The organism is Micropruina glycogenica, from assembly GCF_900289045.1.
In the GTDB taxonomy this organism is placed as follows: Bacteria; Actinomycetota; Actinomycetes; order Propionibacteriales; family Propionibacteriaceae; genus Micropruina; species Micropruina glycogenica.
The window spans coordinates 3,818,693-3,844,677 of the sequence record NZ_LT985188.1 but is presented as its reverse complement, the minus strand read 5'-3'; the positions used below and the strand labels follow the sequence as shown (position 1 = coordinate 3,844,677).

The window sequence follows — 25,985 nt, the reverse complement described above, 5'->3', positions numbered from 1 at the left end:
GCCACCGATGAGCCGAAAGAAACTCCGACTAACCGCCGGCGAACGGCGGCAGCACGTCGATCTGGGCGCCGGGGCTGACGTACTCGGTTCGCACATGCGTGGGGCGTCCGTCGATCAGCAGGGTCGAGACCGCCAGCACCTTCGCCAGCCGCTCACGGTCGGCGCTCAACTGATCGACGAGTTCGGCGACCGTCACCTCGAAGTCCGACTCGATGGTCTCTTCGGTGACGCCGGCCGCCTCGGCCGCTCCGGCGAAGTAGCGAATCTTCACGTCAACCTCCGATGGCGCTCATGGTTCGAGTGGGCTGCACGAAGCCGGGCTCTCCGATGCCGTGCGCAGGCGCCTTGAGGCCCTGGGCTCTGGCCCACAGTTCGGCCAGTTCCAGATCGGACGCCCCGTGGCGCAGCGGGGTGCGCAGGTCGGTTTCGGTTCGGCTGAACAGGCAAGTGCGAATCTGGCCGTCGGCGGTGATGCGGGTGCGGTCGCAGGCGGCGCAGAACGGCCCGGTCACCGTCGGAATGACGCCCAGCAGCCCGCCCGGCTGGCGGTCGTCCGGCGCCACGCGCCACAACTCGGCCGGCGCCGAGCCGCGCGGTTCTGCCGCCGGGGCCAGGTCGAACCGCTGCCCCAGCAGGGCCAGAATCTCGGCCTGGGTCACCATCTGCGACCGGTCCCACTGGTGCTGCGGCCCCATCGGCATCTGCTCGATGTAGCGCAACTGATAGCGTCGTTCGAGGCAGAACTGAGCGAGCGGCACCACGTCGGCCTCGTTGTGGCCGCGCATGATCACCGCATTCACCTTCACCGGCAGCAGCCCGGCGGCCTCGGCGGCGGCCAGTCCTGCCAGCACGGCGTCCAACCGGTCACGCCTGGCCAGCGCGGCGTACCGGTCGCGGTCGAGCGAGTCGAGCGACACGTTGACGCGGTTCAATCCGGCTGCGACAAGCGCAGTCACCCTCTTGTCGAGCCCGATGCCGTTGGTGGTCAGCGACAACTCGGGCGTGCCCCCGCCGCGGGTGCGCAGGCGCGCAGACCCGGCCACGATGTCTTCGAGCGAGCGGCGCAGCAGGGGTTCACCGCCGGTGAAGCGAATCCTGGTGACGCCCAGCTGCCCGACCGCAATGGCCAGCACCCGCAGAACCTCGGCGTCGGTGAGTACCTCGTCGGTGGGAAACCACTGCAGCCCGTCGGCGGGCATGCAGTAGGTGCAGCGCAGGTTGCAGCGGTCGGTGAGCGACACGCGCAGGTCGGTGGCGACCCGTCCGTGCGCGTCGGCCAGCCTCAGGGGCACCCGCACTCCAACCGTCATGCCCCAACCCTACGCGAGCCGACCCAGAGGCCGACGAAAGGTGGACTGAGCGAAGTAGCTGCCTTTGTGACACGTCGCTGCCCGCGTGCAGGCAGTCAGGTGTCAGAAAGGCAGTTACGTTTCGGAGCGAGAGCAGCCCAGGGCACCCGATATCGGCCACCCGAGCAAGGGGTGGGTTCAGCTGAACTGATCGAGTAGCCAACCCGCTGGGCGCACGGTCGCCCCCAGCCGTTCGAGGCGTTCCGTCAGCCCTCGATCGCTGGTCACCGCAGTCACGGGCCGGCCGCCGGCGCGCAGCAACTCGGCCTCGTGCACGATGCGGTCGTCGCCGCCCGCGTCGGCTCGCACCACCTGCAGACCAGGGACGTCCGCAGCCGCCCTGGCCTGGCCTTCGAGCACCACGGCCCAGTCGGTGAACCAGGTGTGCCCCGGCAGTTCGAGAGCGCCCGCCGGCACACCCGTGGTGGCCAGGGTCGCGAGCCGCGTGAGCAGGCGCGAGGCGGCCCCAGGACGGTCGCGCCACCAGCCGTCGGGCACCGAACCCACCACGTTCGCCGCGTCGACCACGATGACCGGACGCACCGCAAGCAGGCCACGCAGCCGCCCCCACGAGGCCGCGAAGCCGGGGTGCAGGGGTAGCCGTGTCACCTCGTCGACGGGCACCCAGGCCAGGTCAAGGCTCTCCGGGTCGCTGATGGTCGCCTCGAACGGGGTGACCACCTGCGCCACCACCGTGGTGTACGACCACACCTCACGGTCGGCCACGTCGGTGAGCCAGGGCCGCACCGCGTCGATGGGCACGCCGGCTTCTTCGGACGCCTCGCGCAGCGCGGCCTGCACGGCCGGCTCGTGCTGGTGCAGCGCTCCCCCGGGCACCCCCCAGGTGTCGCCGTGGTGGCTCCATGACGCCCGATGCTGCAGCAGCACCCCTCGCCGGTCGTCAACGGTCAGCAGCCCGGCGGCACCGAACCGTCCCCAGTAGCGCTCGCCCGACGGGGCCACCACCCAGGCGTCACCGAGGTCGCGCGGCGGGTAGCGCAGCGGTGGGGTGGGATCGGTCATGTGCCCAGCCTGACACGCTGTGCCCGCTGCGGCATCAGCTACTACTTGTCGGGGGCGGTGCTCCACAGTGCCCACGCGACCAGCACGGGCTGAAAGAACAGCCGAACGAGTCGCTTGGTGTCGGTGTCGAGGCTGAACCCGTCACGGCGATCGACGTACTGGGCGATGTTGCCGGGAAAGACCGCCACGAAGAAGGCGGCCAGGATCGCGCCGACCCGCCGCCGGTCTTTCGGCAGGGTGACCAGAGCAGCACCGAGCATCACCTCGACGGCCCCGGAGGCGACCACCACCGCGTCTTTGTCGAGGCCCGTGGTGTCGGTGATCCAGTCGGGTACCTGGGCCTGAAACTCCTTGCGGCCCCACCACAGGTGACTGGCCCCCGCGAACACCATCGAACCGGCCAACAGCCAGCGTGCGAACGTCTTCATGGCTCCACTTCACACGGGCGACGCGAGTGCCGTCCAGACTCTTTTCGGTGTGTGGTGAAAATCGGCGTTCGCCGGTATGAAGAGTGACGTCATTCCGGCGGACGCCGGGATCTCAGAATGTGAGTCGACCAGGTAGCCAGACGTGACTGCCTTCGTGACACGTCGCTGCCTGCGTGCGGGCAGCTACGTGTCACGAAGGCAGCTACGTCGGATCGAAACCGAGCTCAGAAGCCGACGTCCTCGAGCATGTCGGTGACCAGGGCAGCGATCGGCGAGCGCTCCGACCGGGTCAACGTGACGTGGGCGAACAGCGGGTGTCCCTTCAGCTTCTCGACCACCGCCACGACGCCGTCGTGCCGTCCGACCCGCAGGTTGTCGCGCTGGGCCACATCGTGGGTGAGCACCACCCGCGAGTTCTGGCCGATGCGCGACAGCACGGTGAGCAGCACGTTGCGCTCCAGCGACTGCGCCTCGTCGACGATCACGAACGCGTCGTGCAGGGATCGTCCGCGAATGTGGGTGAGCGGCAGCACCTCGAGCATGTCGCGGGCCAGCACCTCGTCGATCACGTTGCGGTTGGTCACCGAGCCGAGGGTGTCGAACACGGCCTGCGCCCAGGGCGACATCTTCTCGCCCTCGGTGCCGGGCAGGTAGCCGAGTTCTTGCCCGCCGACTGCGTACAGCGGACGGAAGACCAGCACCTTGGCGTGCTGCTGCCGCTCGAGCACCGACTCGAGCCCGGCGCACAAGGCCAGGGCTGACTTGCCGGTGCCGGCCTTGCCGCCCAAGGACACGATACCGACGGACGGGTCGAGCAGCAGGTCGAGGGCCACCCGCTGCTCGGCGGAGCGTCCGTGAATGCCGAAGCAGTCGCGCTCGCCGCGCACGAGCTTCACCGAACCGTCGGGCAACACCCGGCCGAGAGCGGACGAGCCGGACGCGTGAAGCACCACCCCGCTGTGACAGGGCAGGTCGACGGCCTCGGGCACGATCGCGGTGCCGGCCGAGTACAGGGCGTCGATGCTGGCCTGGGTGACCTCGACCTCGGCCATGCCGGTCCAGCCGGTGTCGGCGGGCAGCTCGTGCAGGTACTCCTCGGCGGCCAAGCCGACGGCCGAGGCTTTGACCCGCAGGGGGACGTCCTTGCTGACCAGAACGACGTCGCGGCCCTCGTTGGAGTAGTTGAGCGCGACGGCCAGAATGCGCGAGTCGTTGTCGCCCAGCCGAAAGCCCAGCGGCAGCACGGTCTGGTCGGAGTGGTTCAGTTCGACGTGCAGGGTGCCGCCGGCCTCGTTGACGCGCAGGGGCAGGTCGAGTCGTCCGTTGGCGATGCGCAGTTCGTCGAGGTAGCGCAGGGCGGCGCGGGCGAAGTAGCCCAGTTCGGGGTGGTGGCGCTTGGCTTCGAGTTCGGTGACCACCACGATCGGCACGATCACCTCGTGCTCGGCGAAGTTGCGCAGGGCGTGCGGATCGCTGAGCAGCACCGAGGTGTCGATCACGTACGTGCGCACGGCGGTTGAGGCGTCCACGTGGGTGGTTCGACGAGTTGAACTGGTGGTTCCGGGCACGTGCGCTCCTGTCTCGTTGGGCCGCACGCAGCACCCGCGCCGGCCGCCCTGCGATGGTCAGCCGGGAGGGGTTGGGCCGGGTGCCGACCCTCGGGTTCGACCGGTCAGGGTCAAACGCATTCGTTCCTCCTGGAGGCCGCCCGTCCAGCGGCCGTATTGGCACGCTAGTCGAGCCGGCGGGCAATCACGGGACGACGCGCACACCCGAACGGGCGTGTCATCAGATGTTCACGATTGCGTTCAGTGGAACGGTTCCTTTGGTTCAGGGAACCGTTCCTTGAACCGAGGGAACCGATACGGCCGGTGCGACAACCAGACGGGCCCTGCCTAGACTGCCGCGCATGACGTTGCCCGAACACCTGATCATGCCCACGACGCCCCAGGCCGACCCAGATTCACAGGTGCGGGGCGACCACTACCGCATCACGGTGCTGAGCCCCGCACTGTTTCGGCTCGAATACTCAGAGTCGGGTGAGTTCGAAGACCGGGCGACGCAGATGGTGGTCAATCGTGCGTTCGACCCGGTGGACTTCACCGTGCACCGCACCGCGAAGGGCATCGAGATCGTCACCGATGGCGTGCACCTCAGCTACGACGAGGGCCCCTTCAGCGCCGGCGGCCTGTTCGCCCATCTCGCCGGCGGCACGGGCCACCGCCGCACCTGGCGCTACGGCGAGCGGCAGTCGCTGTGGATGGACGGCGACGCCAACCTGGGCGGCACCGCGCGCACCCTCGACGAGGTGGACGGCCGCACCGACCTCGACGACGGCGTGCTCAGCTTCAACGGCAGCGCCATGCTCGACGACAGCCACACCATGGCGCTGACCGCCGACGGCTGGATCGGCGCTCGCCTACCCGGCAACATCGACGTGTACCTGTTCGCCCACGGCGGCGACTACCAAGCCGCCCTTGACGACTTTCACCGGCTCACCGGCCCGCAGCCGCTGCTGCCGCGGTGGGCGTTCGGCAACTGGTGGAGCCGCTACCACCCCTACACCGCCGACGAGTACCGCGAACTGATGCAGCGCTTCGAGGCCGAACGGGTGCCGTTCAGCGTCGCCGTGATCGACATGGACTGGCACCTGGTCGACGTTCCGCCCCAGTACGGCACCGGGTGGACGGGCTACACCTGGAACCGCGAACTGTTCCCCGACCCCGAGGCCTTCCTCACCGCACTGCACGAGCACGGGCTCAAGGTCGCGCTGAACGTGCACCCGGCCGACGGCGTCCGGGCCTTCGAAGAGGCCTACCCGCGCATCGCCGCCGCACTCGGCATCGACCCCGGAACCGAACAGCCGGTCGACTTCGACATCGCCGACCAGGCGTTTCTGCGGGCCTACTTCGAGCAGGTGCATCACCCGCTCGAAGACCAGGGCGTCGACTTCTGGTGGCTCGACTGGCAGCAGGGTACGCACACGTCGGTGGCCGGGCTCGACCCGCTGTGGCTGCTGAACCATTTTCATTTTCTCGACAGCGCGCGGCGCGGGCAGCGTCCGATCACCTTCTCGCGCTACGCCGGGCCCGGCTCGCACCGCTACCCGGTCGGGTTCTCGGGCGACACGGTCAACACCTGGGCCAGCCTGGACTTTCAGCCCGAGTTCACCGCGACGGCGTCCAACATCGGCTTCGGCTGGTGGAGCCACGACATCGGCGGCCACATGTTCGGCCACCGCGATCACGAACTGGTCACCCGGTGGTTTCAGTTCGGCACGTTCGCCCCGATCAACCGGCTGCACTCGACGCTGAGCGCCTTTCAGGGCAAGGAGCCGTGGAACTTTCCGGAGCCCTACGCCTCGGTGATGGTCGACTTTCTGCGGCTGCGGCACCGGCTGGTGCCCTACCTGTACACGATGAACGAGCGGGCCAATCGCGAGGCCAAGGCGCTGTGCCGGCCGCTGTACCACGAGAACCAGTCGGGTGACATCTTTCTGCCCAAGAACTTCGGGTCTCGCAACACCTACTTCTTCGGCACCGAGCTGCTGGTGCTGCCGATCACGTCACCGGCCGATGCCGAGACGGGGCTGGGTGCGGTGTCGTCGTGGTTGCCCGAGGGCCGCTGGACGGACTTCTTCACCAACGTCACGTACGCGGGCGAACGCATGGTGCAGCTGCACCGGCCGATCGGGCAGTACCCGGTGTTGGCGCGGGCGGGGGCGATCGTGCCGCTCACCGGGCCGGACGAGCTGGGCGTGGGCAATCCGGCATCGTTCGAGGTGCACGTGTTCACCGGCGCCGACGGCGAGTTCACGCTGTACGAGGACGACGACGCCGCCGTGCCGCGGGTGGTGCGCACCCGGCTGGCCTGGAACGACGACGAGGGCGAGTTCACCATCGGGGCCGCCGAGGGTGAACTCGACGTGGTGCCGTCGGCCCGTGAATGGACGGTGGTGCTGCACGGCATCGGGGCCGCCAACGTCGATCGAGACGACGTGCACGCCACCGACCAGGGGCTGCGCATCGAGGTGGGCGTGGTGCTGAGCGGCACCGGCGCAGTCGTCCGGCTCACCGACGTCGAAGCGCCGGCCCACCCCACGTTGCGCGAGCGGCTCTTCGAGGTGTTGCGCAGCGTGCAGGGCGACTACATGACCAAAGACCGGGCCTGGCAGGCGATCGATCAGGCCGGCGAGCCGGTGGACGCGCTGCGCCAGTTGGACGGCCTGGACCTGCCCGATGCGCTGCGGGCGGCTTTGTACGAACTGCTGCTCGCGAGCTAGCGCGCCGGTCGCTGGGTGCGGATCCATCGAACCACCCAGGGAAGCGCTGGTCAACGCGCGATCGTCGGTTGAGCTTGTCGAAACCCCTAGCCGCAAGGGGTCTCGACCAGCGACAACCAGCCTTTCATCGGCTGTCGGGTACTGGCGATCAGAGCACGTGCACGTCGCTGATCTCGGCGGTACCGTCCACGGCGATCTCCACCTCGGCACTGAGGTCGCTCGGAGCCTCCTGTGTCGTCCACAGGGGCAGCACGACGTAGGCGGAACCGTCCGTTCGCTCGATGACATCGGCGCGTTCGTGTGCCCAGATGTCTTCCGGCTGCTCGATCAGCGTGGCTCCGTCGTCGCCGTACTGGTGCACCCAGGTCACCAGTTCGGGCCGGGCCCCGGCGACAAGGTCGTCGAGCTCGTGCCTGATGGACGCTCGGTACCGCTCGGGGACGCCTGCCATGGCCGGCATCGTGCCACCCGGGACCTGTGGGCGGAAAGGCGCGTGCGACGCTGCGTCTCGACCGCGCACGCTCGCCCGCCGCGATGTGCGCGCTCGACTGAACAGTTGCCGCGGTGCGGCTGTGCGCCCGCTATCGGCCGAACCGACGCTCCCTCTGGGCGTACGAGCGCAGGGCGCGAATGAAGTCCACCTTGCGAAAGTCGGGCCACAACGCCTCGTGAAAGTAGAACTCGCTGTGCGCCGACTGCCAGATCAGAAAGCCCGACAGCCGCTGCTCGCCAGAGGTACGAATCACCAGGTCGGGGTCGGGCTGGCCCGCGGTGTACAGGTGTGAGGCGATCTGGTCGATCTCGATGGTCTTGGCCAGGTCGGCGAGGCTCGTGCCCTTGGCCGCCTCGGCAGCGAGCAGGGAGCGGAACGCGTCGCGCAACTCGTGCCGTCCGCCGTAACTGACCGCCACGTTGACGTGCATGCCCTCGCGGCCCTCGGTCGACGCCGACGCCTCGCGCAGCCGCGCCGCCATCGCGTCGGGCAGCAGGTCGAGGTCGCCGACGATCTGCACCCGCCATGGGCCGTCGGCGGCGAGTTCGACCACCAGGTCCTCGATCACCTGCAGCAGCGGGGCGAACTCACTGTCGTCGGAACGGTCGAGGTTCTCGGTCGACAGCACCCATACCGTGACAGTGGGAATGCCCACCTCTTCGCACCAGCCGACGAACTCTTTGAGCTTGTCAGCGCCTGCGTCGTAGCCGACCGCGACGGGTTCTGCCGGCGCGTTGCGGCGGGCCCAGCGCCGGTTGCCGTCAGCCATCACCGCGACGTGCTTGGGTAGTCGGTCGGGGGTCAGGTCGGCGAGCAGGCGTTGCTCGTAGGCGCGGTAGGCGAGCCCGGTCGGATCGAGCGCAGAGAGCACCCGGGCGACGCGAGTGACCCACTCCATGCGCGCCACCCTACAGTCGTGGGCAGCGTCAGCGCGGCGCCAGATTGCGCAGCTGGTCACCGTTCAAGAGCCGGTGCAGGTTGTCGGTGATGAACTCCTTGGTGTGCAGCGGACGGCCGCCGGCGTTGTGCGGCGTGATGATCACGTGCGGCGCGGACCACAGCGGCGAGTCCGCCGGCAGCGGCTCGGCCTTGAACACGTCGAGCCCGGCGCCGCCGAGGCTGCCGTCGTGCAGCGCCGCGGCGAGCGCAGGTTCGTCGATGGCGTTGCCTCGGCCCACGTTGATCACCCACGCGTAGCTGGGCAGCAGGGCCAGCCGCCGGGCGTCTAACACGTTGTCGGTCTCGGGCGACTTGGGCAGCACGAGCACGAGTACATCGGTCTGCGGCAGCAGGTCGTCCACCTCGGCGGTGGCGCGCACGGCGAACCCGCCTCGCTCGCCGGCGCTGCGCGCGACGCCGGTGACGGTGGCGCCCATGGCCGCGAACCGGGCGGCGATGGTCTGGCCGATGGAACCGAAGCCCCAAACGGTCACCTGGGCCCCGATCAGGCTGGTGAGGGTGACCCCGTCGAACAGCGGACGAAAGCCGGTCAGCTCGTCGGCCCAGCGCCGGTCAGCCTGTGCTTCCAGGCATTCGGGTAGCTGACGCAGGCCGGCCAGGGCAAGCGCGAGGGCGTGCTCGGCGACGGTTTCGTCGTGAAAGCCGCGTCCGGTGGTCACCTGCACGCTGGCCGGAAAGCCCGCGGCCAGCACGGGGTCGGGGCCGGCGGTCAGGGTCTGGATCCACCGCAGCCGCGGGGCGCCGAGCAGTTGGGTGATGATCGGCGAGGCGAAGCCCCAGACCACGGCGGCATCGGCGGCCAGGTGGGCGTCGGTCAGGTCGTCGTTCGGGTCGTAGGCAAGTACCTCGACGTCGTCGACGGGGTCGAGCACGAAGGGGGCGTCGGTGGGAACGATCAGCAGCATGCGTCCACCATGTCACGTCTGCTCAGCCGAGGGTGACCATCGCGATCGCGATGAAGTGGCAGATGGCCGCCACGATGGTGCAGGCGTGGAAGATCTCGTGGTAGCCGAAGTAGCGCGGCGACGGATCGGGCCGTTTGAGTGCGTACACGACGGCCCCGATGGTGTAGATCAGGCCGCCGAGCGAGATCAGCACGAAGGCGGGCAGGCTGGCGTTGGCCCAGAACTCGCCCAGCCAGCCGAGCGCGGCCCAGCCCATCACCAGGTAGAGCAGCGTGTGCAGCCAGCGTGGCGAGGTGAGCCAGACCAGGTTGAAGAACACCCCGGCCAGGGCCGCCGACCAGATGATGATCAGCAGCATGGTGCGGCTCGGCGGGCTGAGCAGCATTAGCGCCAGCGGAGTGTACGAGGCGGCGATGAACACGAAGATATTGGCGTGGTCGAGCCGGCGCAGCATCACGCCGGTGCGCTCGCCCCAGGTGCCGCGGTGGTAGAGGGCGCTGACGCCGAACAGTTCGACGGCGGCGAGCAGCCAGACGGCACCGCCGACGCGTCCGGGCAGGGTGGGTGCCAGCACCACCAGGGTGAGGCCGGCGAGAAGTGCGATAGGGGTCATCGCCAGGTGCAGCCAGCCCCGCATCAGCGGTTTCGGAAGGGGACCCTGGCTGGTTTCCATGGCACGTCCTAGCGTCGCGGTCACGCAACCTACGGTAGCGTAGGTTTCTGGAGGGATCAAATCAACAAGTGTTGAAATAACCGCGCGTCAGGCGATCTCGAGATCACGGCACGATCTCGCCTTGGGTGCTTACTCTCGTGCAGCAGGACGAAACCCTGCGACCCAGCCGACATCGTGCAGCGATCGCGAGATCGCCAATCCTCGCGGTCACACCAGCTGGCAGCCCACTTGCACGGTTGATCGATAAAGTGTAACGCTCACTTTATCGATCAACCATATCGGCAGCACGCGGAGCGGAGTCAGCCATGGGGCACCACGGGAGCAACCCGGTCACCATGAAGACCCTCGCCCAGAGCCTGGGCGTCTCGGTCACCACGGTGTCGAACGCGTACAGCAAGCCCGACCGGCTGTCGGACGAACTGCGCCAGCAGATCTTCGCCAAGGCCAAAGAGCTGGGTTACTGCGGCCCCAGTGCCGCGGGCCGCGCTCTTCGCTCGGGCAAGTCCGGCATCTGCGGGTTCGTTTTCGGATCTCACCTCTCGGCGGCGTTCTCCGACCCCTACACGGTGATGTTCATGGCCGGCCTGGGCGAGGCACTCGAAGAGTACGAGGCCTCGGTGCTGCTGCTGCGCTCAGAGGGCGGCGACGACGAGTCCCTGCAACGGGCCCCGGTCGACGCCGTGGTCAGCGGAGCGCAGATCGCCAATCACCCGGGTTTCGAGCGGCTGGCCGGCCGGGGGGTCCGCGTGGTCGGCACCACGCCGGGGTCCGAGGGTGACTGGGTGGGCATCGATGACCGGTTCGCCGGACGACTGATCGGCCAGCACCTGGCCCGACTCGGTCACCGGCGAGTCGCGGTGGTGGTGCCGTGGGGGTTGTCGTCCAGCGGGGAGCGCCTCGACGTCGAACTGGCCGCCGACGGGCAGTTGCCCCCCGAGTTCGGCCGCTACGACGGCGGCTTCACCCAGAATCGGGTCGCGGGCCTGCGTGAGGCCATGCCTGAGGCGAGCATTCGCGTGCTCACCGCCGGCCACAACGTGCGCGAGTCCGGACGCACCGCCGGCGCCTACGTGCTCGACGTGCAAGACCGTCCCACCGCAATCGTCGCGCTGAGCGACGTGCTCGCCCTCGGCGTCTGGGACGCGGCGCAACAGCGCGGCCTCACCCCCGGCCACGAGGTGTCGATCGCCGGCTTCGACGACCTGCCCGACGCGGCCTTCGTGGGCCTCACGTCGGTGCACCAACCCATCGTCGAGAAGGGCCGCCTGGCCGGCCGGCTCGCGATGGACCCCGATTACCCCGAGCGGCAGATCCTGCTGCCGATCGAGCTGAAAGTGCGTTCGAGCACTGGGCCAGCACCGATCACCACTCGCTGAAAGGAAAGCGACATGACCATGACCAATTCAGTCACCTTGATTCAGGCCGCCGAACTCGGCACCCATGACGTCCAGCCGGTACTCGACCCTCGGTTCGTGCCGGCCGTCCACGCCACCGGTCGCCAGTTGAGCGCCCGTTGGCTGCGGGCCACCGCCCGCGGCAGCATGCGGCTGGCCAAGCGTCTCGACCCGAGCTACGCCTGAGCCCTAACCCCACGACGTGGACGGCGCGAGTCGTCCATGCTCTCGAACCCCTTGACCGCGACCACGATCGCGGTGGAGGGGTTCAATCGTTCACGCCCGCTGCCAGAGTGCGGTGCGCAGCCCCTTGATGGTGGACGCCGGCGCGAAGCACACCGTGCCCCGGCAGACGTAGGCGATGCCGCCGGCGCCAGCCGGGCGGTCGTCGAAGTGCTGCGCGAAACCCCTTGTGCCCTCGGGGCCGGCCACGATCGCCGTGCCCGACGGGGCCATGCGCCAAGCGGCCTGCGCGAGGGCTGAGACGCCGCCGACCTCAGTTGGGAGATCCCGGCGTTCGCCGGGATCACGGGACTCGCTGGACGCCTCAGTTGGGAGAGACTCGCTGGACGCGTCCGTTGGGAGATCCCGGCGTTCGCCGGGATGACGAGACTCACTGGAGGGTTCCCCCGGTTCACTGTCACCCTGACCGCTCTGCGGTGGGGTGACGATCACGGCGACCGCAGGGGTCAGTCCCCCACGGCCCTGGTCGGCGATCAACGCGTCCGCCAGCGCCCAACCGGCGAACCGGGGCGCCGCCTCGACCATGCCGTGCACGGTGCGGGCGGCGGCGTCCGCGCGGTCGGCGAAGTCGGCCCGGTCGGCCAGCAGCGCCACCAACCGCAGCACCGTCACCAGGCAGGCGGTGCCGGATGGCGTGGGGTTGTCGGAGGTGTCACGGGCCCGCGCGAACGGCCTCAGCCCGTCCGTCGCTGGAGCGTCGAAGAAACCGCCGTCGCCGGCGTCGAAGCGGGCCAGCGCCCCGTTCAGCAGCGAGACGGCGCGATCGAGCCACACCGACGATCCGGTCGCCCCAGCCAACCGCGCCAGCCCCAGGGCCAACGCGCCGTAGTCCTCGGCCATACCCGGCGCGTCGCCCGGCACGCCGTCGATGGCGGTGCGGCGCAGCTCGTCCCCCGTCCACAGTGCCCACGTGGCCCCGGCCGCCCGCTCGGCCAGCGTCAGCCAGTCAGGCTCGCCAAACACCATGGCAGCGTTCACCAGGGCATCGATCGCGAAGCCGTTCCAGGCCGCCACCAGCTTGTCGTCGCGGGCGGGTGCGAACCGGGTGGAACGCACCTCGCGCAACCGATCGAGCACCCCGTCGAGCCGCGCCCAATCAGGCGTTCCGCGCAGCTGCAGCGTCGACAGGCCGTGTTCGAAGGTGCCGACCTCGGTGACGTGAAAGACACCCGCAGCCCACTCGGCGTCCGACTCACCCAACGCGTCGACCAGCAACTCGGGCGACCACACGTAATAGATGCCCTCGTGCACCATGCCGCGAATGTCGCACGAGTCGGCGTCCAGGCTGGACGCGAAGCCGCCCCCCTCGATCTGCAGGTCGTCGGCCAGAAACCGGACGACGCCGCGCACCGCTCGCTCGAACAGCACCCGCAGCCCGTGGTCGTGGTCGGCGGTGCGGCACCACGCCCGGGTGTAGCTGCCCAGCAGCAGCGCGTTGTCGTAGAGCATCTTCTCGAAGTGCGGCACCACCCAGCCGGCGTCGACGCTGTAGCGGTGGAACCCGCCCCCGACCTGGTCGTGAATGCCGCCCCGTAGCATCGCCTCGAGCGTGCGCTGGGCCGCGTCGACCGAGGCCGGCTCACCGGTGACCAGCAGTGCGTCGATCAGGCCGGGGGTCGGAAACTTGGGTGCGCGGCCGAACCCGCCGTGCACTGCGTCGAAGTCGGCGGACGCCTTGGCCAGCACCGTCGGCAGATCGATGGTCGCCGGCGCCGGCAGGGCGTTAAACTCGTCAGCCACATGGGCGACGATGGTCGCCGCGCTGGCCAGCACCTCGTCACGCCGGGTTGCCCAGGCGTCCGCCAGGGCGGTGAGCACCTGGGTGAACGACGGCATGCCGCCCGCCGGCTGCGGCGGGTAGTAGGTGCCGGCGAAGAACGGGTCGCCGTCGGGGGTCAGAAACACCGTCATGGGCCAGCCGCCGCTGCCGGTGAGCGCCTGGGTGGTCTTCATGTAGACGGCGTCGACGTCGGGACGTTCCTCACGGTCGACCTTGATCGCCACGAAGTGCTCGTTGACCAGGGCGGCGACGTCGGGGTCTTCGAACGATTCGTGCGCCATCACGTGGCACCAGTGGCAGGCGGCGTAGCCCACCGACAGCAGAATCGGAACGTCGCGGCGGCGGGCCTGCTCGAAGGCGTCCTCGCCCCAAGGCCACCAGTCGATCGGGTTGCCGGCGTGCTGCAACAGGTACGGGCTGGTCGCCGATGCCAGGTGGTTGGTCACTACGTGTCACTCCTGTGGATGGTGGCGAACCGATTGATCAATGGTGCGTTCGCTGCGCCGATGCGTGGCCCCGTGCTCGGCGGATATCGCTCCCCTAGCCTAGGCGAGTTTGCCGAAGCGGTGTGATGCGCTGTTCCTGACCCCTAGTCGCGAGACGGCCGAGACCAGGACTGCACACAAGAAGTGGATCTGACCACCTCAGACGGGGGTCGGATCAACACCCTCTTTGACGCGGCCGCCGGGTCGTGCCGCACAATCAGACCCGGCCGCAGGTACGACTCCCTCCGCGTCCTGACGCCGCATTCGAACCGCGTGCGCACATGCTGACCAAGGCCGATCCCCCGGGAGAGACCCCCTCACCGTCAGGTGTTCGATCGCTGATCGGACGTGTCGTCGGACTTCTCAGGGTCGTCGGGCACCGTGATCTTGCCCATCTCGTGCCGCATGCTGCGGTACAGCACGTACATCACCACGCCCAACCCCAGCACCATCACCAGGGGGAACCAACTGGCGTCCGCTAGATCGAGTAAGACCATGTGTCGAGCGTAACCGGGGTTCGGGTGTCGATGCCCGCGAACAGGTCGTCCTCGGGCAGAGTGACCGGCACCATCGACTTGGCAAGCTGGTAGTCCTCGGTGGGCCAGCCGGCCTGCTGAATGGCCATCGGCACCGCAAACCAGAACCCGTCGGGGTCGATCTGCGTGGCGTGCGCCCGCAACGCATGGTCGCGCAGCGGAAAGTACTCGCCACAAGGCACGAAGGTGGTCAGCCGGGCTGTCACGTCGTCACGTTCCCAGTTCTGCAGCCACTCGGCGTACGGGCTTTCGAGCCCCTGGGCGTGCATCAGTTCGTCGAGCTTCGCCAGCCGTCCGCGATGAAAGTTCATGTGGTAGTAGACCTTCTGCACCTGCCAGGCGGGGCCGTGCTCGGGCCAGGCGTCGGGGTCGCCGGCCGCATCGACCGCGGCCATCGAGATCTTGTGGCACATGATGTGGTCGGGGTGCGGGTAGCCCCCGTTCTCGTCATAGGTGGTGAGCACGTGCGGCCTGAACTCGCGAATCACCTTGACCAGGGGGCCCGCAGCCTCGTCGGGGTCCATCAGGCCGAAGCAGCCCTCGGGCAGGGGCGGCAGCGGATCACCCTCGGGCAGGCCGGAGTCGACGAAGCCGAGCCACGTCTGCTCGATGCCCAGAATCGTCTTCGCCCGGGCCATCTCGGCGTTGCGCAGAGTGGTCATGTTGGCCCAGTTCTCGGGCGTGTCCATGCGCGGGTTCAGAATCGAGCCACGCTCGCCGCCCGTGCAGGTGGCCACCAGCACCTGGACGCCCTGCGCCACGTACTTCGCGGTGGTCGCCGCCCCCTTGGACGACTCGTCGTCGGGGTGGGCGTGTACGGCCAGCAGGCGCAACGGCTCGCCCGCGGCGTCCACTCGCATCATGCTGGTCTCAGGCATGGGCGCCATTGTGCCCACCGGCTCAAACCGATGGCGGCCGCTTCCACCGGCCGGACGGGGCAGAATGACAGGGTGACCATCACCGAGGCCGACCGCGAGCGCGTCCGTCGGCGGTACCCGAAACAGCGGTTTTCGCCCGCCGTACTGGCCGTACTGGGGCTGGTGGTGCTGGCGTTGGTCGCCTACGTGGTGTGGGTGGCGACGAGTCGGGCCAACCCGCAGGTGAGCGGACGCATCGACACCTTTGCCGTGGTGAGCGACAACGAGATGACCGCCACGTTGACGGTCGACCGGCCCGACCCGTCCGTGGCTGCCAAGTGCTTCGTGATCGTGCAGGCGGTGACCTACGACCGGGTGGGGGAGCTCTGGGTGCAGGTGCCGCCGGGCACCGAGCGACTGACCACGGTGCCGGTGAGCGTGCGCACCTTCAAACGCGGCACGGCGATCACCGTGGAGTCGTGCGGCCCGGCGACCTGACCGAGGTCGAAACGTCTCGATGAGTTCGCGTATTAGCCGTTGACCGGTGGCTTCGGGCTAAGCTCGTCCGATGGCTGACGAGCATATTGACACCATCTGGCTGACCCAGGAGGCGTACGACGCTGCCAGCGCTGAGCTGGAGTTGCTGAAGGGCGAGGGTCGGGCGACCGTGACGGCGAAGATCGCGCGCGCCCGCGACGAGGGCGACCTGAGCGAGAACGCGGGCTACCACGCAGCGCGTGACGAGCAGGGGCAGCAGGAGCTGCGCATTCGCCAGCTCGAATCGATGCTGCGCAACGCTCAGGTGGGCGAGGCGCCCGAGGGCGACGTTCACGAGGTGGCTCCCGGCTGCAAGGTGACCATCGCCTACGACGACGACCCCGACGACACCGACACGTTTCTACTCGGCTCGCGCGAGTTGATGGCTTTGGCCGACTCGACCGACATCGAGGTGTTCTCGCCGCAGTCCCCCTTGGGTGCCGCGATCACCGGCGCGAAGGTGGGCGACACGGTGACCTACACCGCGCCCAACGGCAACCCGATCGAGGTCACGGTGTTGGCCGTGGAGGCGTACAAAGGCTGACGGGCGACCCGGGACGGTTCTCCAACCAGTAAGGGGACGGTTCTCCAACCAGTCAGGGGACGGTTCTCCAACCAGACAGGGGACGGTTCTCCAACCAGACAGGGGACGGTTCTCCAACCAGTCAGGGGACGGTTCTCCAACCAGACAGGGGACGGTTCTCCAACCAGACAGGGGACGGTTCTCCAACCAGACAGGGGACGGTTCTCCAACCAGACAGGGGACGGTTCTCCAACCAGTCAGAGAACCGTCCCCCAGCTGGCTGGAGAACCGTCCCCTGACCACGAAGAACCGTCCCCGGGTCGGATTCAGAGCACGGTCCCTTACTGCTCAGGGCAGTTGGGCCAACAGTGCCGCCGCCTTCTCGGGGCTGAGGGTGCCCGCAGAGACCTGCGCCAACACCTGCTCCCTGGCGTCGGACGTCCCGGTCGCTGACGTCGCTGCGTCGGCCGGTGCCTCGTCGCCCGCCAGGCCGAGCTTGACCAGCAGATCGGTGAACCGCGCCCGCGCCGTGGGGTACGAGACGCCCAGGTGCTTTTCGACCTCGCGCAGATTGCCGCGCGAGCTGAGAAACACCTGCAGCAGTTCGAGCTCTTTGGCGTCCAGGGCGCAGTAGTCGCAGCGGGCGAAATGGCCCGACAACTCCGTGCCGCAGCCGGGGCAGCCCAGTCGGCTGGTGACCAGTTCGTCGCCGCACACCGGGCAGTCGACCGGCGGACGATGCCCGGCGCTGCGATGCCCGCCGGTCATCGCAGGTCGGCCTTGATGGTGGCCCAGCCCATCACCACGCCCACATCGAGCCGCGCTGCGCCGCTACCCAGCACCACCTCGTCGACGTGATCGTTGTCGGCGCCCACCCAGCTCACCTTGCCCAACTGGACGTCGGTGCGCACCGTCACGCTCGACCGGTCGCCCAGCTCGATGTCGAGTGAGCCCGACTCGCAGCGAATGCGCGACCGTCCGGTGGCGAGGTCGCCCCGAATCGTCGCGGACCCCGCCTGCACCAGCACGTCGTTGGCTTCGGCCACCCGATCGAGCGTCGCACCCCCCGCGGTGACCCGGATCTTGCCCAGGAACGGCACGCCTTCGGTGGTCAGAGCCCCCGCGGTCACCTCGGCGTCGACGGCGATGCTGGGGTTCACGCGCACGAGCAGTTCTTTGCCCAGCCCGATCGAGCGCAGGTCGTCGAAACTGCGCGGCGGCCTCAGCACGAAGCCGTCGAAGCTGGGGCCGATGTCGCCGTCGCTGGTCACCTCGAGCACCGAGCCGGTGCGGCGCAGCACATGCGGGCCGTCCACCGACGCGGTCGCCACCGAGCCGTCGCCCACGATGCGCACCCGGCGGGCCACGGCGCGCACACTCACCCGGTCGACGCCCTTCGCACCCGTCGCCCGGCGCGGGCTGGGCGGAACGTCCTCGATGAACGGCGGCTGGTTGAACACCCCGGATGCGTGCTGGCCGGGCCGGTCGGCCTCGCCCGCGATTTCGTCGTCACTGGGTTCGGACGTCTGTTCGGCCGCCGCCTTGAGCGCATCGATGCGTCGGGCGGCCTCGGAGGCGTCGATACGCCCCGCGGCAAGGTCTTCGAGAATCGGCGTGAGATCAGGTTCAGGTGCCATGCGTCAAATGTAAACGCATGTTTCTAGAATGGAAAGCCTCCGGGCTCAGGGCTTTCCCTTATCTTCGGCGCCTGCGACGGGAACGCCGCGCAGCGACCGAATGAACGCCAACCCGAACGCCAACACCGGAATCGCGATCACAGCACCGACGATGCCGCCCACCTGAGCACCCACGGCGATGCCGAGCAGCACCGCCAGTGGATGCACCTGCGCCGCCTTGCCCAGCAGCAGCGGCTGCAGCAGGTGCGACTCGAGCCACATCACCGCGATGGTGCCGCCCACCATGATGAGCGCCGCGACCCACCCGTGGGTGATCAGCGCCAGCGACGTGGCCACCGTGCCGGCGATCACCGCACCCACCACCGGAATGAAGCACACGATGAAGGTCAGGGCGAACAGCGCCAACGCCATCGGCAGCCCGAGAAAGAACGCGATGGCAGCGACACCCGCGGCGTCCACGGCAGAGACGATCACCTGGGCGCGCATGTAGCTGACCAACGAGGCCCAACCGCGCTCGACGGCTTTGTTGGTCGGCTGCTGATACCGCTCGGGCAGCATGCGCTGCGCCGATTGCCACAGGTGTTGACCCTCGGCGAGAAAGAAGAAGGTGGCGATCAGGGCGATGGCGACGCCGGCGAAGAAGTGCCCGACGGACGCGCCGATCTTGGCCACGTACCCGGCGAGTACGGCTTGCGACGCGCTGACCCAGGCGGTGAGCGACTGCATCCAGCGGTCGAGTTGCGCCTGATCGATGGCGAGCGGCCCATTGGCCACCCACTGCATGAACTGGTTGAACCCGGCGACGGCCTGATCGGCCAGCTCGGGCGCCTGCCGGGCAGCGTTGACCCCGATGCCCCAGCCGATGCCGACGATGAGCAACGCCATCAGCAATAGACAGGCGGCAGCGGCCAGCAACGGCGGCCAGTTCCACTGCTTGAGCCGGTGCGCCAGCGGACTGAGCAGTGCGGTCAGCAGAAAGGCGATGCCCAGCGGCACCGACACTTCGCTGAACTCGGCCATCAGCCACCCGAACCCCCACACCAGCGCCGCGAACAGCAGCAACCGCCAGGCCCAGCCCGCCGCCGTGCGTACACCTTGCGGAATGGGGTTCTCGGGCTCGGGTTCGGCGGTGGGCACGACGATCACAGACGGTTCCGCGCCGGCCCCCGCGGTGGACGGACGGCTGCGTGATCGGCGGAAGGGACGGAAGGCCACGCCTGATCCTTTCGTGGGGTTGGAGCCCCACCCTAGTGTGAAGGCCTGACACACCCGTCCGACCGGGCGTCGGCTCCGAACAGTCGGTGGAGGGAAGGAGGCCACCATGCCCACCCACACCAGCCGTCCGAAAACTCGGGCGATCGTCGCCGGCGTCACCGCCGTGTTCACCGGCCTGGCCGCGGGGCAGTTGGTCGCCAGCTTCGTCGCGCCCGAGGCGGCCCCGGCGGTCGCCGTCGGCAGCAGGCTGATCGATCTGACCCCGACTCCGGTCAAGGAGTGGGCCGTCGCCACCCTCGGCACCTGGGACAAACCGGTGCTGATCGGCGGCGTGGTGATCGTCACTCTCGCGATGGGTGCACTGATCGGGCTGTTGTCGCTGCGCCGACCCGCGTGGCGGTGGGCCGGCCCGGCGTCGCTCACCGTGATCGCTGCGGCCGCTGCGGCAGCGGCACCGGCGGCCGGCATGTTCGCGGTCGTGCCGGCGCTGGCCACCGGCGTGGTCGGCGGCGGAGTGCTGCACTGGCTGCTGCGCGGCACCCCCCAACGTGTCGACGACGACCGCGCGCCGCATGCACTGCCGCGCCGGGCCTTCATCACCGGTACCGCCGTGGCGAGCGTGTCCGGCGCCGTGGCGCTGATCGCCGGGCAGTACCGAGCCACCACCCAGCAGCCTCCACGCGCCGTCACGTTGCCGCGGCCGGCAGACCCACTGGCGCCGCTGCCGTCCGGTCCGGACGTGCCGGGGCTGGCCCCATGGGTCACGCCCAACAAGGACTTCTACCGGGTCGACACCAGCCTGATCGTGCCCAGCGTCGACGTGGGCGACTGGCGGTTGAGCATCGACGGCATGGTCGACACTCCGTTCAGCCTCGGCTGGGACCAACTGCTCGCGTTGCCGGTGTTCGAGCGCGACATCACGCTGAATTGCGTCAGCAACGAGGTGGGTGGGCCCTACATCGGCGGCGCCCGCTGGCTGGGCGTGCGGGTCAGCGACCTGCTGGCGAAGGCGGGTGTTCAGCCGGGCGCCGACATGGTGCTCAGCCGATCGACCGACGGCTACACCGCCAGCACGCCGTTGCAGGCGCTCACCGACGACCGCGATTCGATGATCGCGATCGGCATGAACGGGCAGCCGCTCCCGCCCGAACACGGTTTTCCGGCCCGACTGCTCACGCCCGGCCTGTACGGCTACGTGGGCGCCACCAAGTGGCTCACCCAGTTGACCGTCACCACCTACGCCAAGGACGTCGCCTACTGGACGCAACGGGGCTGGGCACCCAGAGGGCCGGTGAAGCCGTCCAGCCGCATCGACACGCCGCGCGGGCTGGCCAATCTGCAGCCGGGCAAGGTGATGGTCGCCGGTGAGGCGTGGGCGCAGAACATCGGCGTGGCGAAGGTGCAGGTGCGGGTCGACGGGGGCGGGTGGCAACCCACCGACATCGGGCCTGACGGCGGCATCGATTACTGGCGGCAGTGGACCTACGCCTGGCAGGCGACGTCCGGCCAGCACACCCTCGAATGCCGCGTGATCGACGACAAGGGCTCGAACCAGTCCGAGGTGCGGGCGGCGCCGTTCCCCGACGGGTCGTCCGGGTTGCATTCAGTCGTCGTCACCGTCGGCTGAGCGCGACCACCACACCGGCGCCGATGCAGGCTGTCATCCCGGGCTTGCCCCGGGATCTCACCACTCGCCCGACCGCAGACGCCTGGCGTCCCCACCGTCGACGACGTCGTGAGGTGCGCACGGCGAGGCGACCTCACGCCGCCCCACAGATTCCGGCGTTCGCCTCGATGACGAGTTCGGTCACGACTGAACCCATGGCACGCCCGGAGGGAACCGTCCTCTGAACCGGCGGAACCGTCCCCTGAACCAGAAGAACGTACTCACTTCAAGATTTCTTCTCCCATCGACCCATCCAGCTGGCTGAGGGCTCCGAACACCTGATGACAGACACGCCTCTCAGAAGGAGATTCATCATGCGTAAGTCGACCATCATCGCCGGCCTCACCGCCACCCTGCTCCTGCCCCTGGCTGCCTGCAGCAGCGGCACCTCCGCCATGCCGAACAGCTCGGCACCCATGCCGATGACCTCGTCGTCGATGCCCATGACCTCGACCTCGGCCTCGCCGTCGGACCAGGCCATGATGCAGCCGTTCGGCCCCGCCTGTGCCAGTGTGCCGACCAGCGGAGCCGGCTCGTTCGACGGCATGTCGAAGGATGCCGTCGCCACCGCCGCCAGCAACAACCCGGCGCTGTCGACCCTGGTCACCGCCGTGAAGAAGGCCGGGCTCGTCGACACCCTGAACAACGCCACCGACATCACCGTGTTCGCGCCGACCAACGACGCCTTCGCCAAGCTGCCGAAGAAGGATCTCGACGCGGTGCTCAACGACAAGGCGATGCTCACCAAGGTGCTCACCAAGGTGCTCACCAACCACGTCGTCGCCGGACGGCTCGACCCGATGCAGCTCGCCGGCACCCACGACACGCTGGCCAAGACCGAACTGAAGGTGACCGGTTCGGGCGAGGACTTCATGGTCGGTGACGCGGAGGTGGTCTGCGGCAACGTGCAGACCATGAATGCCACGGTCTACATCATCGACAGCGTGCTGCTGCCGAAGATGTGACCTCTCGTCGTGGACCGGGGGGCCACGAAGCGGGGGGACGGGCGTGGCGTCGCATCGAAGGTGGGACGCCACGCCCTTCCGTCAGCCCGTTTCGCACGTCCAAGACCATAATGTCCCTGTGCAGGAGGTGGCGGCGGTCGAGACCGCGGACGCGATCGCCGAGGCGCTCAGGTCGTGCGCGACCGGCGACCAGTCGGCGATGGCCACCCTCTACGACCTGACGTCGGCCAAGGTCTACGGGCTGGCTCTTCGGGTGCTGCGCAACCCGGCGCACGCCGAAGAGGTCACCCAAGAGATCTACGTCGAGGCCTGGCAACGCAGCGACACCTTTCAACCCGGACGCGGCAGTGCCCTGAGTTGGCTGCTCACCATCACCCACCGACGAGCGGTCGACCGGGTACGGTCGGCAGAGGCGTCCGCGAGGCGCGATCAGGCCTACGGTGCCGACGATCCGGCAGCCTCGCCGGTCGACCCCGCCGACCAGGCCGTGGCCACGATCGAGGCCGAACGGGTGCGCGGTGCGCTGACCAGCCTGACCGACACGCAGCGCCAGGCGGTCGAGCTGGCCTACTACGACGGCCTCACCCACCGCGAGGTGGCACACGCCCTGGACGTGCCGCTGGGCACCGCCAAGGCCCGAATCAGGGACGGCCTGATTCGATTGAGATCAGCATTGGGGGGTGACTGATCGTGACTGACGAGAGCCACGACCTGATCGGCGCCTACGCCCTGGACGCCCTTGACGCGGCCGAGCGGGCCGCCTTCGAGCAGCACGTGGCCGAGTGCGAGGCCTGCCAGGTCGAACTGATCGGGCTGCGCGAAACCCTCGACGACTTGGCCGACGACACCGCCGTCGAACCACCGCCCGCTCTGCGCGACGCCGTGCTGGGAGCGGTGGCCGCTCTGCCGCTGCGCACCGCCACCGAAGAGGGTCGCAGCACGGCCGATGACGACACCGCTGCCGAGCCCGGGGCGGGTGCTGTGCAGAGCGCAGCAGCCGTGGACGCGGCGGCGCGCCGCACCTTCGTCGAACACGATCGGTTCACCGATCCCGAGGACTTGTCGAGCCCTGGCGTCGACGAGGCCGAGCTGCCGGCTCGTCCGCGCGTGGCGGCGTCGGGCGGGGCCGATGAAGCCACCCCGAGGCGTGCCCGTGATCTGACTCACGAGTCGTCCGAGTCCGACACCGCAGCGCCCGAGTCGTCCGCCGACGAACCTGCCGACCCGATCGCGACGGTCACCCCGCTGCGGCCACGCCGCGCGCAAAGCTCGCGCTGGGCGCTGCTCGTGGCGGCAGCCGTCGCGCTGATCGCCGTGATCGGCGTCTCGGTCTGGCAGCCCTGGTCACCGCGCACCATCACCGCGGCCGACGTGCTGGCTGCGTCCGACGCCGTGCGGGTCAGCGAACCGGTCAAGGGCGGCGGCACGGTCACCGTGGTGCGCTCGGCACAGCTCGGACGAGCGGTGATGACCACCGTCGGCGTGCCGGACGCACCCAGCGGCAAGGTCAGGCAGGCGTGGCTGAAGGTGCCTACCGGCATGGTGTCGGCCGGACTACTGCCGCCGGGCACCGATGTCAGCATGCTGCTCGAGGGCGACGCCCGAACGGCCGAGGGGGCCGGTCTCAGCATCGAACCGGCGGGCGGGGCGACCAGTCCCGGCGACGACGTGCGAGCGTTGTTCGCCCTGTGACGGCGCTGCCCGTCACCCAGGGTTGACGGGCGGGGTGAGATGGGGACGGTTCCGAACCCGCGCCACCCGCCGTCCCGGCGCGAGGGATGCCGGCATGCAGCACAGGTGCCCGGAAGTCGATCTGCTGCTGCGGTCTTGCGCGGCGGTCGTCGATGAACGCCCATGCGGGCACCGTCTGCCGCCAGGCGGTGCCGCTCGTGACGTGCCACAGGTCGGTTGCTGAGCTGCATTGCTGGGCGGGTGGCACGTGGACTGCAGCAGAACAGCGCGACGCACGAGTCCGGTGCCGCACACTGGTGAGCCCGTGGGAAGCCGCACCACTAAGTTGAGCGGGTGAAGTTGTCGTTGCGATCACCCCTGCCACGCACCGTGGTGATGCTGGCGGTGTCGGCGTTCTTCGTGGCCGTCGGCTTCGGGGTGATGATTCCGGTGCTGCCGATCTTCGCGGCCTCGTTCGGGGTGACCAACTTCTTAATCGGCCTGGTGGTGTCGGCGTTCGCCGGTTTTCGGCTAGCGACCAGCCCGTTCGTGCGCCGCATCAGCGATCGCATCGGCCACCGCCGCACCATCGGCGTCGGCATGTGGATCGTCGGGGTGTCGTCCGCGCTGTGCGGCCTTGCACACAGTTACTGGGAGCTGCTCGCCTGGCGCGCGGTGGGCGGCGTCGGGTCGGCGATGTTCACCATCTCGGCCACCGCCCTGCTGCTGGCCAGCGTCGGACCCGAACTGCGCGGCCGGGCCAGTGGGCTCTATCAGGGTGGCTTTCTGCTCGGCGGCATGACCGGCCCGGCGATCGGCGGACTGCTCGCGGGCGTCTCGCTGACCGCGCCGTTCTACTTCTACGCCGGCACCCTGGTGATCGCGGGCACCATCGCCTTCACCCAGTTGCACGATCCGCCGGGCATGGCCGAGGCGGCGGCCGTCGCACCCACGAAGTCGCTGCGCGAGGTGATCAACGACCGCCGATTCCAGGCCGCGTGTCTGCTCAACTTCGGCACCGGGTGGCAGTCGTTCGGTGTGCGATCGGCGCTGGTGCCGATTCTGATCGTCACCTACCTCGGTCAACATCCCTCGTGGACGGGCATCGCCTTCGCCATCGCCGCCGTCGCCCAGACCCTGGCGCTGCAGCCGGCCGGACGGGCGACCGACCTGATCGGGCGCCGTCCGGTGATGGTGACCGGTGCGGTTTTGGCGGCGGCCTCAACGATGGCCACACCGTTCGCGCCCAACCTGCCGGTGATGGTGGTGCTGCTGTGCGTCTACGGGGTGGCCTCGGCCGCCCTCGGCACCGCACCGACCGCCGCGCTGGGTGACGCGGCCAAGGACGCCGGCAGCCAACCGGTGGCCATCTTCTCGATGATCGGCGACGCCGGGGCGATCGTCGGGCCGTTGGCGGCAGGGCTGCTGGCCGACCACCTGGGTATGGGCGCCGCTTTCGGCGTGGGCGCCGCGATTCTGCTGGCCGGGGCAGGGTTGTCGTGGTTGATTCCGGCTCGGCTCGACCGGCGGCAACCCCAGGAGGCCATGTGAGCGCACAACCGTTGTCGCAACTGATCGCCCCCGACTGGGCGGACGCCCTGGCGCCGGTGGCCGACCGGATCGCCGCGATGGGCGACTTTCTGCGCGCCGAACTTGCGGCCGGTCGGGGCTACTTTCCGGCAGGGGCGAACGTGCTGCGAGCGTTCACCAGGCCGCTCGGCGACGTGCGGGTGCTGGTGGTGGGGCAAGACCCGTACCCGACGCCTGGGCATGCGGTGGGGTTGTCGTTCTCGGTGGCGCCGAACGTGCGTCCGCTGCCCCGGTCGCTGGCCAACATCTATGCCGAACTGAACACCGACCTGGGAATCGCGCCGGCGGTGCACGGCGACCTGTCGGCGTGGTTCTCCCAAGGGGTCCTGCTGCTCAACCGGGTGCTCACGGTGCGTCCGGGGGCGCCCGGATCGCACCGCGGCAAGGGCTGGGAGCAGGTCACCCAGCAGGCGATCGAAGCCCTGGTGGCGCGGGGCGGGCCGCTGGTGGCGATCCTCTGGGGTCGGGACGCGCAGAATCTGCAACCGATGATGGGCGACGTGCCGGTGATCGCGTCCGCACACCCGTCACCGTTGTCGGCACGGTCGGGGTTCTTCGGCTCTCGTCCGTTCAGCCGGACGAACGCCGCCCTCGAAGCGCAGGGGGCCAGCCCGATCGATTGGACGCTGCCTGTCGGGTAGGTCGACGGTGTCCGCGCGGCAGTTGACCCGCGCCTTATCGGGAACCCGGCAGAACCTCCGCCACAGCACATCTGGCGCGAGACAGGAACCGTCCCCAACTCGCGCCAGGCAGACTTGGCTGAGAGATTCTTG

At 69.1% G+C, this 25,985-nt stretch carries 26 protein-coding genes; 11 read left to right on the top strand and 15 right to left on the bottom strand.

Annotation, left to right across the window (positions count from 1 at the left end):
- Positions 1-28: 28 nt before the first annotated feature.
- From MPLG2_RS18155 to MPLG2_RS18135, 5 genes are all read right to left on the bottom strand, one after another.
- Positions 29-271: a MoaD/ThiS family protein gene (locus tag MPLG2_RS18155; protein ID WP_105187370.1), complete on the bottom strand. Its 243-nt coding sequence runs from the start codon at positions 269-271 to the stop codon at positions 29-31.
- A gap of 1 nt (position 272) precedes the next feature.
- Entirely contained in the window at positions 273-1,310 is a 1,038-nt protein-coding gene (moaA, locus tag MPLG2_RS18150; protein WP_105187369.1) for a GTP 3',8-cyclase MoaA, read from the bottom strand.
- Between the two features lie 177 nt (positions 1,311-1,487).
- On the bottom strand, positions 1,488-2,372 hold the full coding sequence (locus tag MPLG2_RS18145; protein ID WP_105187368.1) for an NUDIX domain-containing protein: 885 nt from the start codon (positions 2,370-2,372) through the stop codon (positions 1,488-1,490).
- A 41-nt stretch (positions 2,373-2,413) separates the two neighbouring features.
- Positions 2,414-2,800, bottom strand: coding sequence for a DoxX family protein (locus MPLG2_RS18140; protein ID WP_105187367.1), 387 nt, complete (start codon positions 2,798-2,800; stop codon positions 2,414-2,416).
- Between the two features lie 224 nt (positions 2,801-3,024).
- Positions 3,025-4,329, bottom strand: coding sequence for a PhoH family protein (locus MPLG2_RS18135; protein WP_105187366.1), 1,305 nt, complete (start codon positions 4,327-4,329; stop codon positions 3,025-3,027).
- Positions 4,330-4,709: 380 nt separating this feature from the next.
- Between MPLG2_RS18135 and MPLG2_RS18130 the strand changes: the two genes are divergently transcribed.
- On the top strand, positions 4,710-7,082 hold the full coding sequence (locus MPLG2_RS18130; RefSeq protein WP_105187365.1) for a glycoside hydrolase family 31 protein: 2,373 nt from the start codon (positions 4,710-4,712) through the stop codon (positions 7,080-7,082).
- 148 nt (positions 7,083-7,230) lie between these two features.
- Here the strand turns inward: MPLG2_RS18130 and MPLG2_RS18125 are convergent, their stop codons facing one another.
- The 4 genes from MPLG2_RS18125 to trhA all read right to left on the bottom strand — a co-directional run bounded on the left by MPLG2_RS18125 (position 7,231) and on the right by trhA (position 10,113).
- On the bottom strand, positions 7,231-7,533 hold the full coding sequence (locus MPLG2_RS18125) for a DUF7668 domain-containing protein (RefSeq protein WP_105187364.1): 303 nt from the start codon (positions 7,531-7,533) through the stop codon (positions 7,231-7,233).
- A gap of 130 nt (positions 7,534-7,663) precedes the next feature.
- The gene (locus MPLG2_RS18120) at positions 7,664-8,473 is read right to left on the bottom strand and encodes an isoprenyl transferase (protein ID WP_408632045.1); all 810 of its coding nucleotides are present in this window, start codon (positions 8,471-8,473) and stop codon (positions 7,664-7,666) included.
- Positions 8,474-8,501: 28 nt separating this feature from the next.
- A complete protein-coding gene (locus MPLG2_RS18115) occupies positions 8,502-9,440 on the bottom strand; it encodes an NAD(P)-dependent oxidoreductase (protein ID WP_105187362.1) in 939 nt (312 codons plus the stop codon).
- Between the two features lie 22 nt (positions 9,441-9,462).
- Positions 9,463-10,113, bottom strand: a complete 651-nt coding sequence (gene trhA, locus MPLG2_RS18110) for a PAQR family membrane homeostasis protein TrhA (protein ID WP_105187361.1) — start codon at positions 10,111-10,113, stop codon at positions 9,463-9,465.
- Between the two features lie 305 nt (positions 10,114-10,418).
- On the opposite strand from trhA, the gene MPLG2_RS18105 reads away from it, so the two are divergent.
- Both MPLG2_RS18105 and MPLG2_RS18100 read left to right on the top strand, forming a co-directional pair.
- Positions 10,419-11,489, top strand: coding sequence for a LacI family DNA-binding transcriptional regulator (locus MPLG2_RS18105; RefSeq protein ID WP_105187360.1), 1,071 nt, complete (start codon positions 10,419-10,421; stop codon positions 11,487-11,489).
- 12 nt (positions 11,490-11,501) lie between these two features.
- Positions 11,502-11,693, top strand: a complete 192-nt coding sequence (locus MPLG2_RS18100) for a hypothetical protein (protein ID WP_105187359.1) — start codon at positions 11,502-11,504, stop codon at positions 11,691-11,693.
- Positions 11,694-11,783: 90 nt separating this feature from the next.
- Here MPLG2_RS18100 and MPLG2_RS18095 read toward each other — a convergent pair whose 3' ends face one another.
- The 3 genes from MPLG2_RS18095 to mca all read right to left on the bottom strand — a co-directional run bounded on the left by MPLG2_RS18095 (position 11,784) and on the right by mca (position 15,438).
- Positions 11,784-13,976, bottom strand: coding sequence for a thioredoxin domain-containing protein (locus MPLG2_RS18095; RefSeq protein WP_105187358.1), 2,193 nt, complete (start codon positions 13,974-13,976; stop codon positions 11,784-11,786).
- A 362-nt stretch (positions 13,977-14,338) separates the two neighbouring features.
- Positions 14,339-14,512, bottom strand: coding sequence for a hypothetical protein (locus tag MPLG2_RS18725; RefSeq protein ID WP_158681332.1), 174 nt, complete (start codon positions 14,510-14,512; stop codon positions 14,339-14,341).
- Positions 14,494-15,438 (bottom strand): mycothiol conjugate amidase Mca, encoded by a 945-nt coding sequence (gene mca, locus MPLG2_RS18090; protein WP_425543091.1) that lies wholly within the window; start codon positions 15,436-15,438, stop codon positions 14,494-14,496. The genes MPLG2_RS18725 and mca overlap by 19 nt, the downstream gene beginning before the upstream one ends.
- Before the next feature lie 63 nt (positions 15,439-15,501).
- Between mca and MPLG2_RS18085 the strand changes: the two genes are divergently transcribed.
- Together MPLG2_RS18085 and greA are read left to right on the top strand one after the other, a co-directional pair.
- Positions 15,502-15,906 carry a DUF4307 domain-containing protein gene (locus MPLG2_RS18085; RefSeq protein WP_158681331.1) on the top strand — a complete coding sequence of 135 codons (405 nt, stop codon included), beginning with the start codon at positions 15,502-15,504 and terminating at the stop codon, positions 15,904-15,906.
- 70 nt (positions 15,907-15,976) lie between these two features.
- Positions 15,977-16,489 carry a transcription elongation factor GreA gene (gene greA, locus MPLG2_RS18080; protein ID WP_105187356.1) on the top strand — a complete coding sequence of 171 codons (513 nt, stop codon included), beginning with the start codon at positions 15,977-15,979 and terminating at the stop codon, positions 16,487-16,489.
- 327 nt (positions 16,490-16,816) lie between these two features.
- Here the strand turns inward: greA and MPLG2_RS18075 are convergent, their stop codons facing one another.
- From MPLG2_RS18075 to MPLG2_RS18065, 3 genes are read right to left on the bottom strand one after another with little or no spacing between them, the layout of a single operon-like run.
- A complete protein-coding gene (locus MPLG2_RS18075) occupies positions 16,817-17,236 on the bottom strand; it encodes a DUF2089 domain-containing protein (RefSeq protein ID WP_105187355.1) in 420 nt (139 codons plus the stop codon).
- On the bottom strand, positions 17,233-18,105 hold the full coding sequence (locus tag MPLG2_RS18070; protein ID WP_105187354.1) for a hypothetical protein: 873 nt from the start codon (positions 18,103-18,105) through the stop codon (positions 17,233-17,235). The genes MPLG2_RS18075 and MPLG2_RS18070 overlap by 4 nt, the downstream gene beginning before the upstream one ends.
- Before the next feature lie 45 nt (positions 18,106-18,150).
- The gene (locus MPLG2_RS18065; protein WP_158681330.1) at positions 18,151-19,320 is read right to left on the bottom strand and encodes an AI-2E family transporter; all 1,170 of its coding nucleotides are present in this window, start codon (positions 19,318-19,320) and stop codon (positions 18,151-18,153) included.
- 106 nt (positions 19,321-19,426) lie between these two features.
- On the opposite strand from MPLG2_RS18065, the gene MPLG2_RS18060 reads away from it, so the two are divergent.
- The 6 genes from MPLG2_RS18060 (at position 19,427) to MPLG2_RS18035 (ending at position 25,853) form a co-directional block, all read left to right on the top strand.
- Positions 19,427-20,947 carry a molybdopterin-dependent oxidoreductase gene (locus MPLG2_RS18060; RefSeq protein ID WP_105187352.1) on the top strand — a complete coding sequence of 507 codons (1,521 nt, stop codon included), beginning with the start codon at positions 19,427-19,429 and terminating at the stop codon, positions 20,945-20,947.
- A 353-nt stretch (positions 20,948-21,300) separates the two neighbouring features.
- Positions 21,301-21,951: a fasciclin domain-containing protein gene (locus MPLG2_RS18055; protein WP_105187351.1), complete on the top strand. Its 651-nt coding sequence runs from the start codon at positions 21,301-21,303 to the stop codon at positions 21,949-21,951.
- A 118-nt stretch (positions 21,952-22,069) separates the two neighbouring features.
- On the top strand, positions 22,070-22,639 hold the full coding sequence (gene sigK / locus MPLG2_RS18050; protein ID WP_231935722.1) for an ECF RNA polymerase sigma factor SigK: 570 nt from the start codon (positions 22,070-22,072) through the stop codon (positions 22,637-22,639).
- 2 nt (positions 22,640-22,641) lie between these two features.
- Complete coding sequence (locus MPLG2_RS19175; protein ID WP_158681329.1) at positions 22,642-23,643, top strand: anti-sigma factor; 1,002 nt, start codon at positions 22,642-22,644, stop codon at positions 23,641-23,643.
- Between the two features lie 333 nt (positions 23,644-23,976).
- Positions 23,977-25,173: an MFS transporter gene (locus MPLG2_RS18040; protein WP_231935721.1), complete on the top strand. Its 1,197-nt coding sequence runs from the start codon at positions 23,977-23,979 to the stop codon at positions 25,171-25,173.
- Positions 25,170-25,853, top strand: coding sequence for a uracil-DNA glycosylase (locus MPLG2_RS18035; RefSeq protein WP_105187348.1), 684 nt, complete (start codon positions 25,170-25,172; stop codon positions 25,851-25,853). The genes MPLG2_RS18040 and MPLG2_RS18035 overlap by 4 nt, the downstream gene beginning before the upstream one ends.
- The last annotated feature ends 132 nt before the right edge of the window (positions 25,854-25,985 follow it).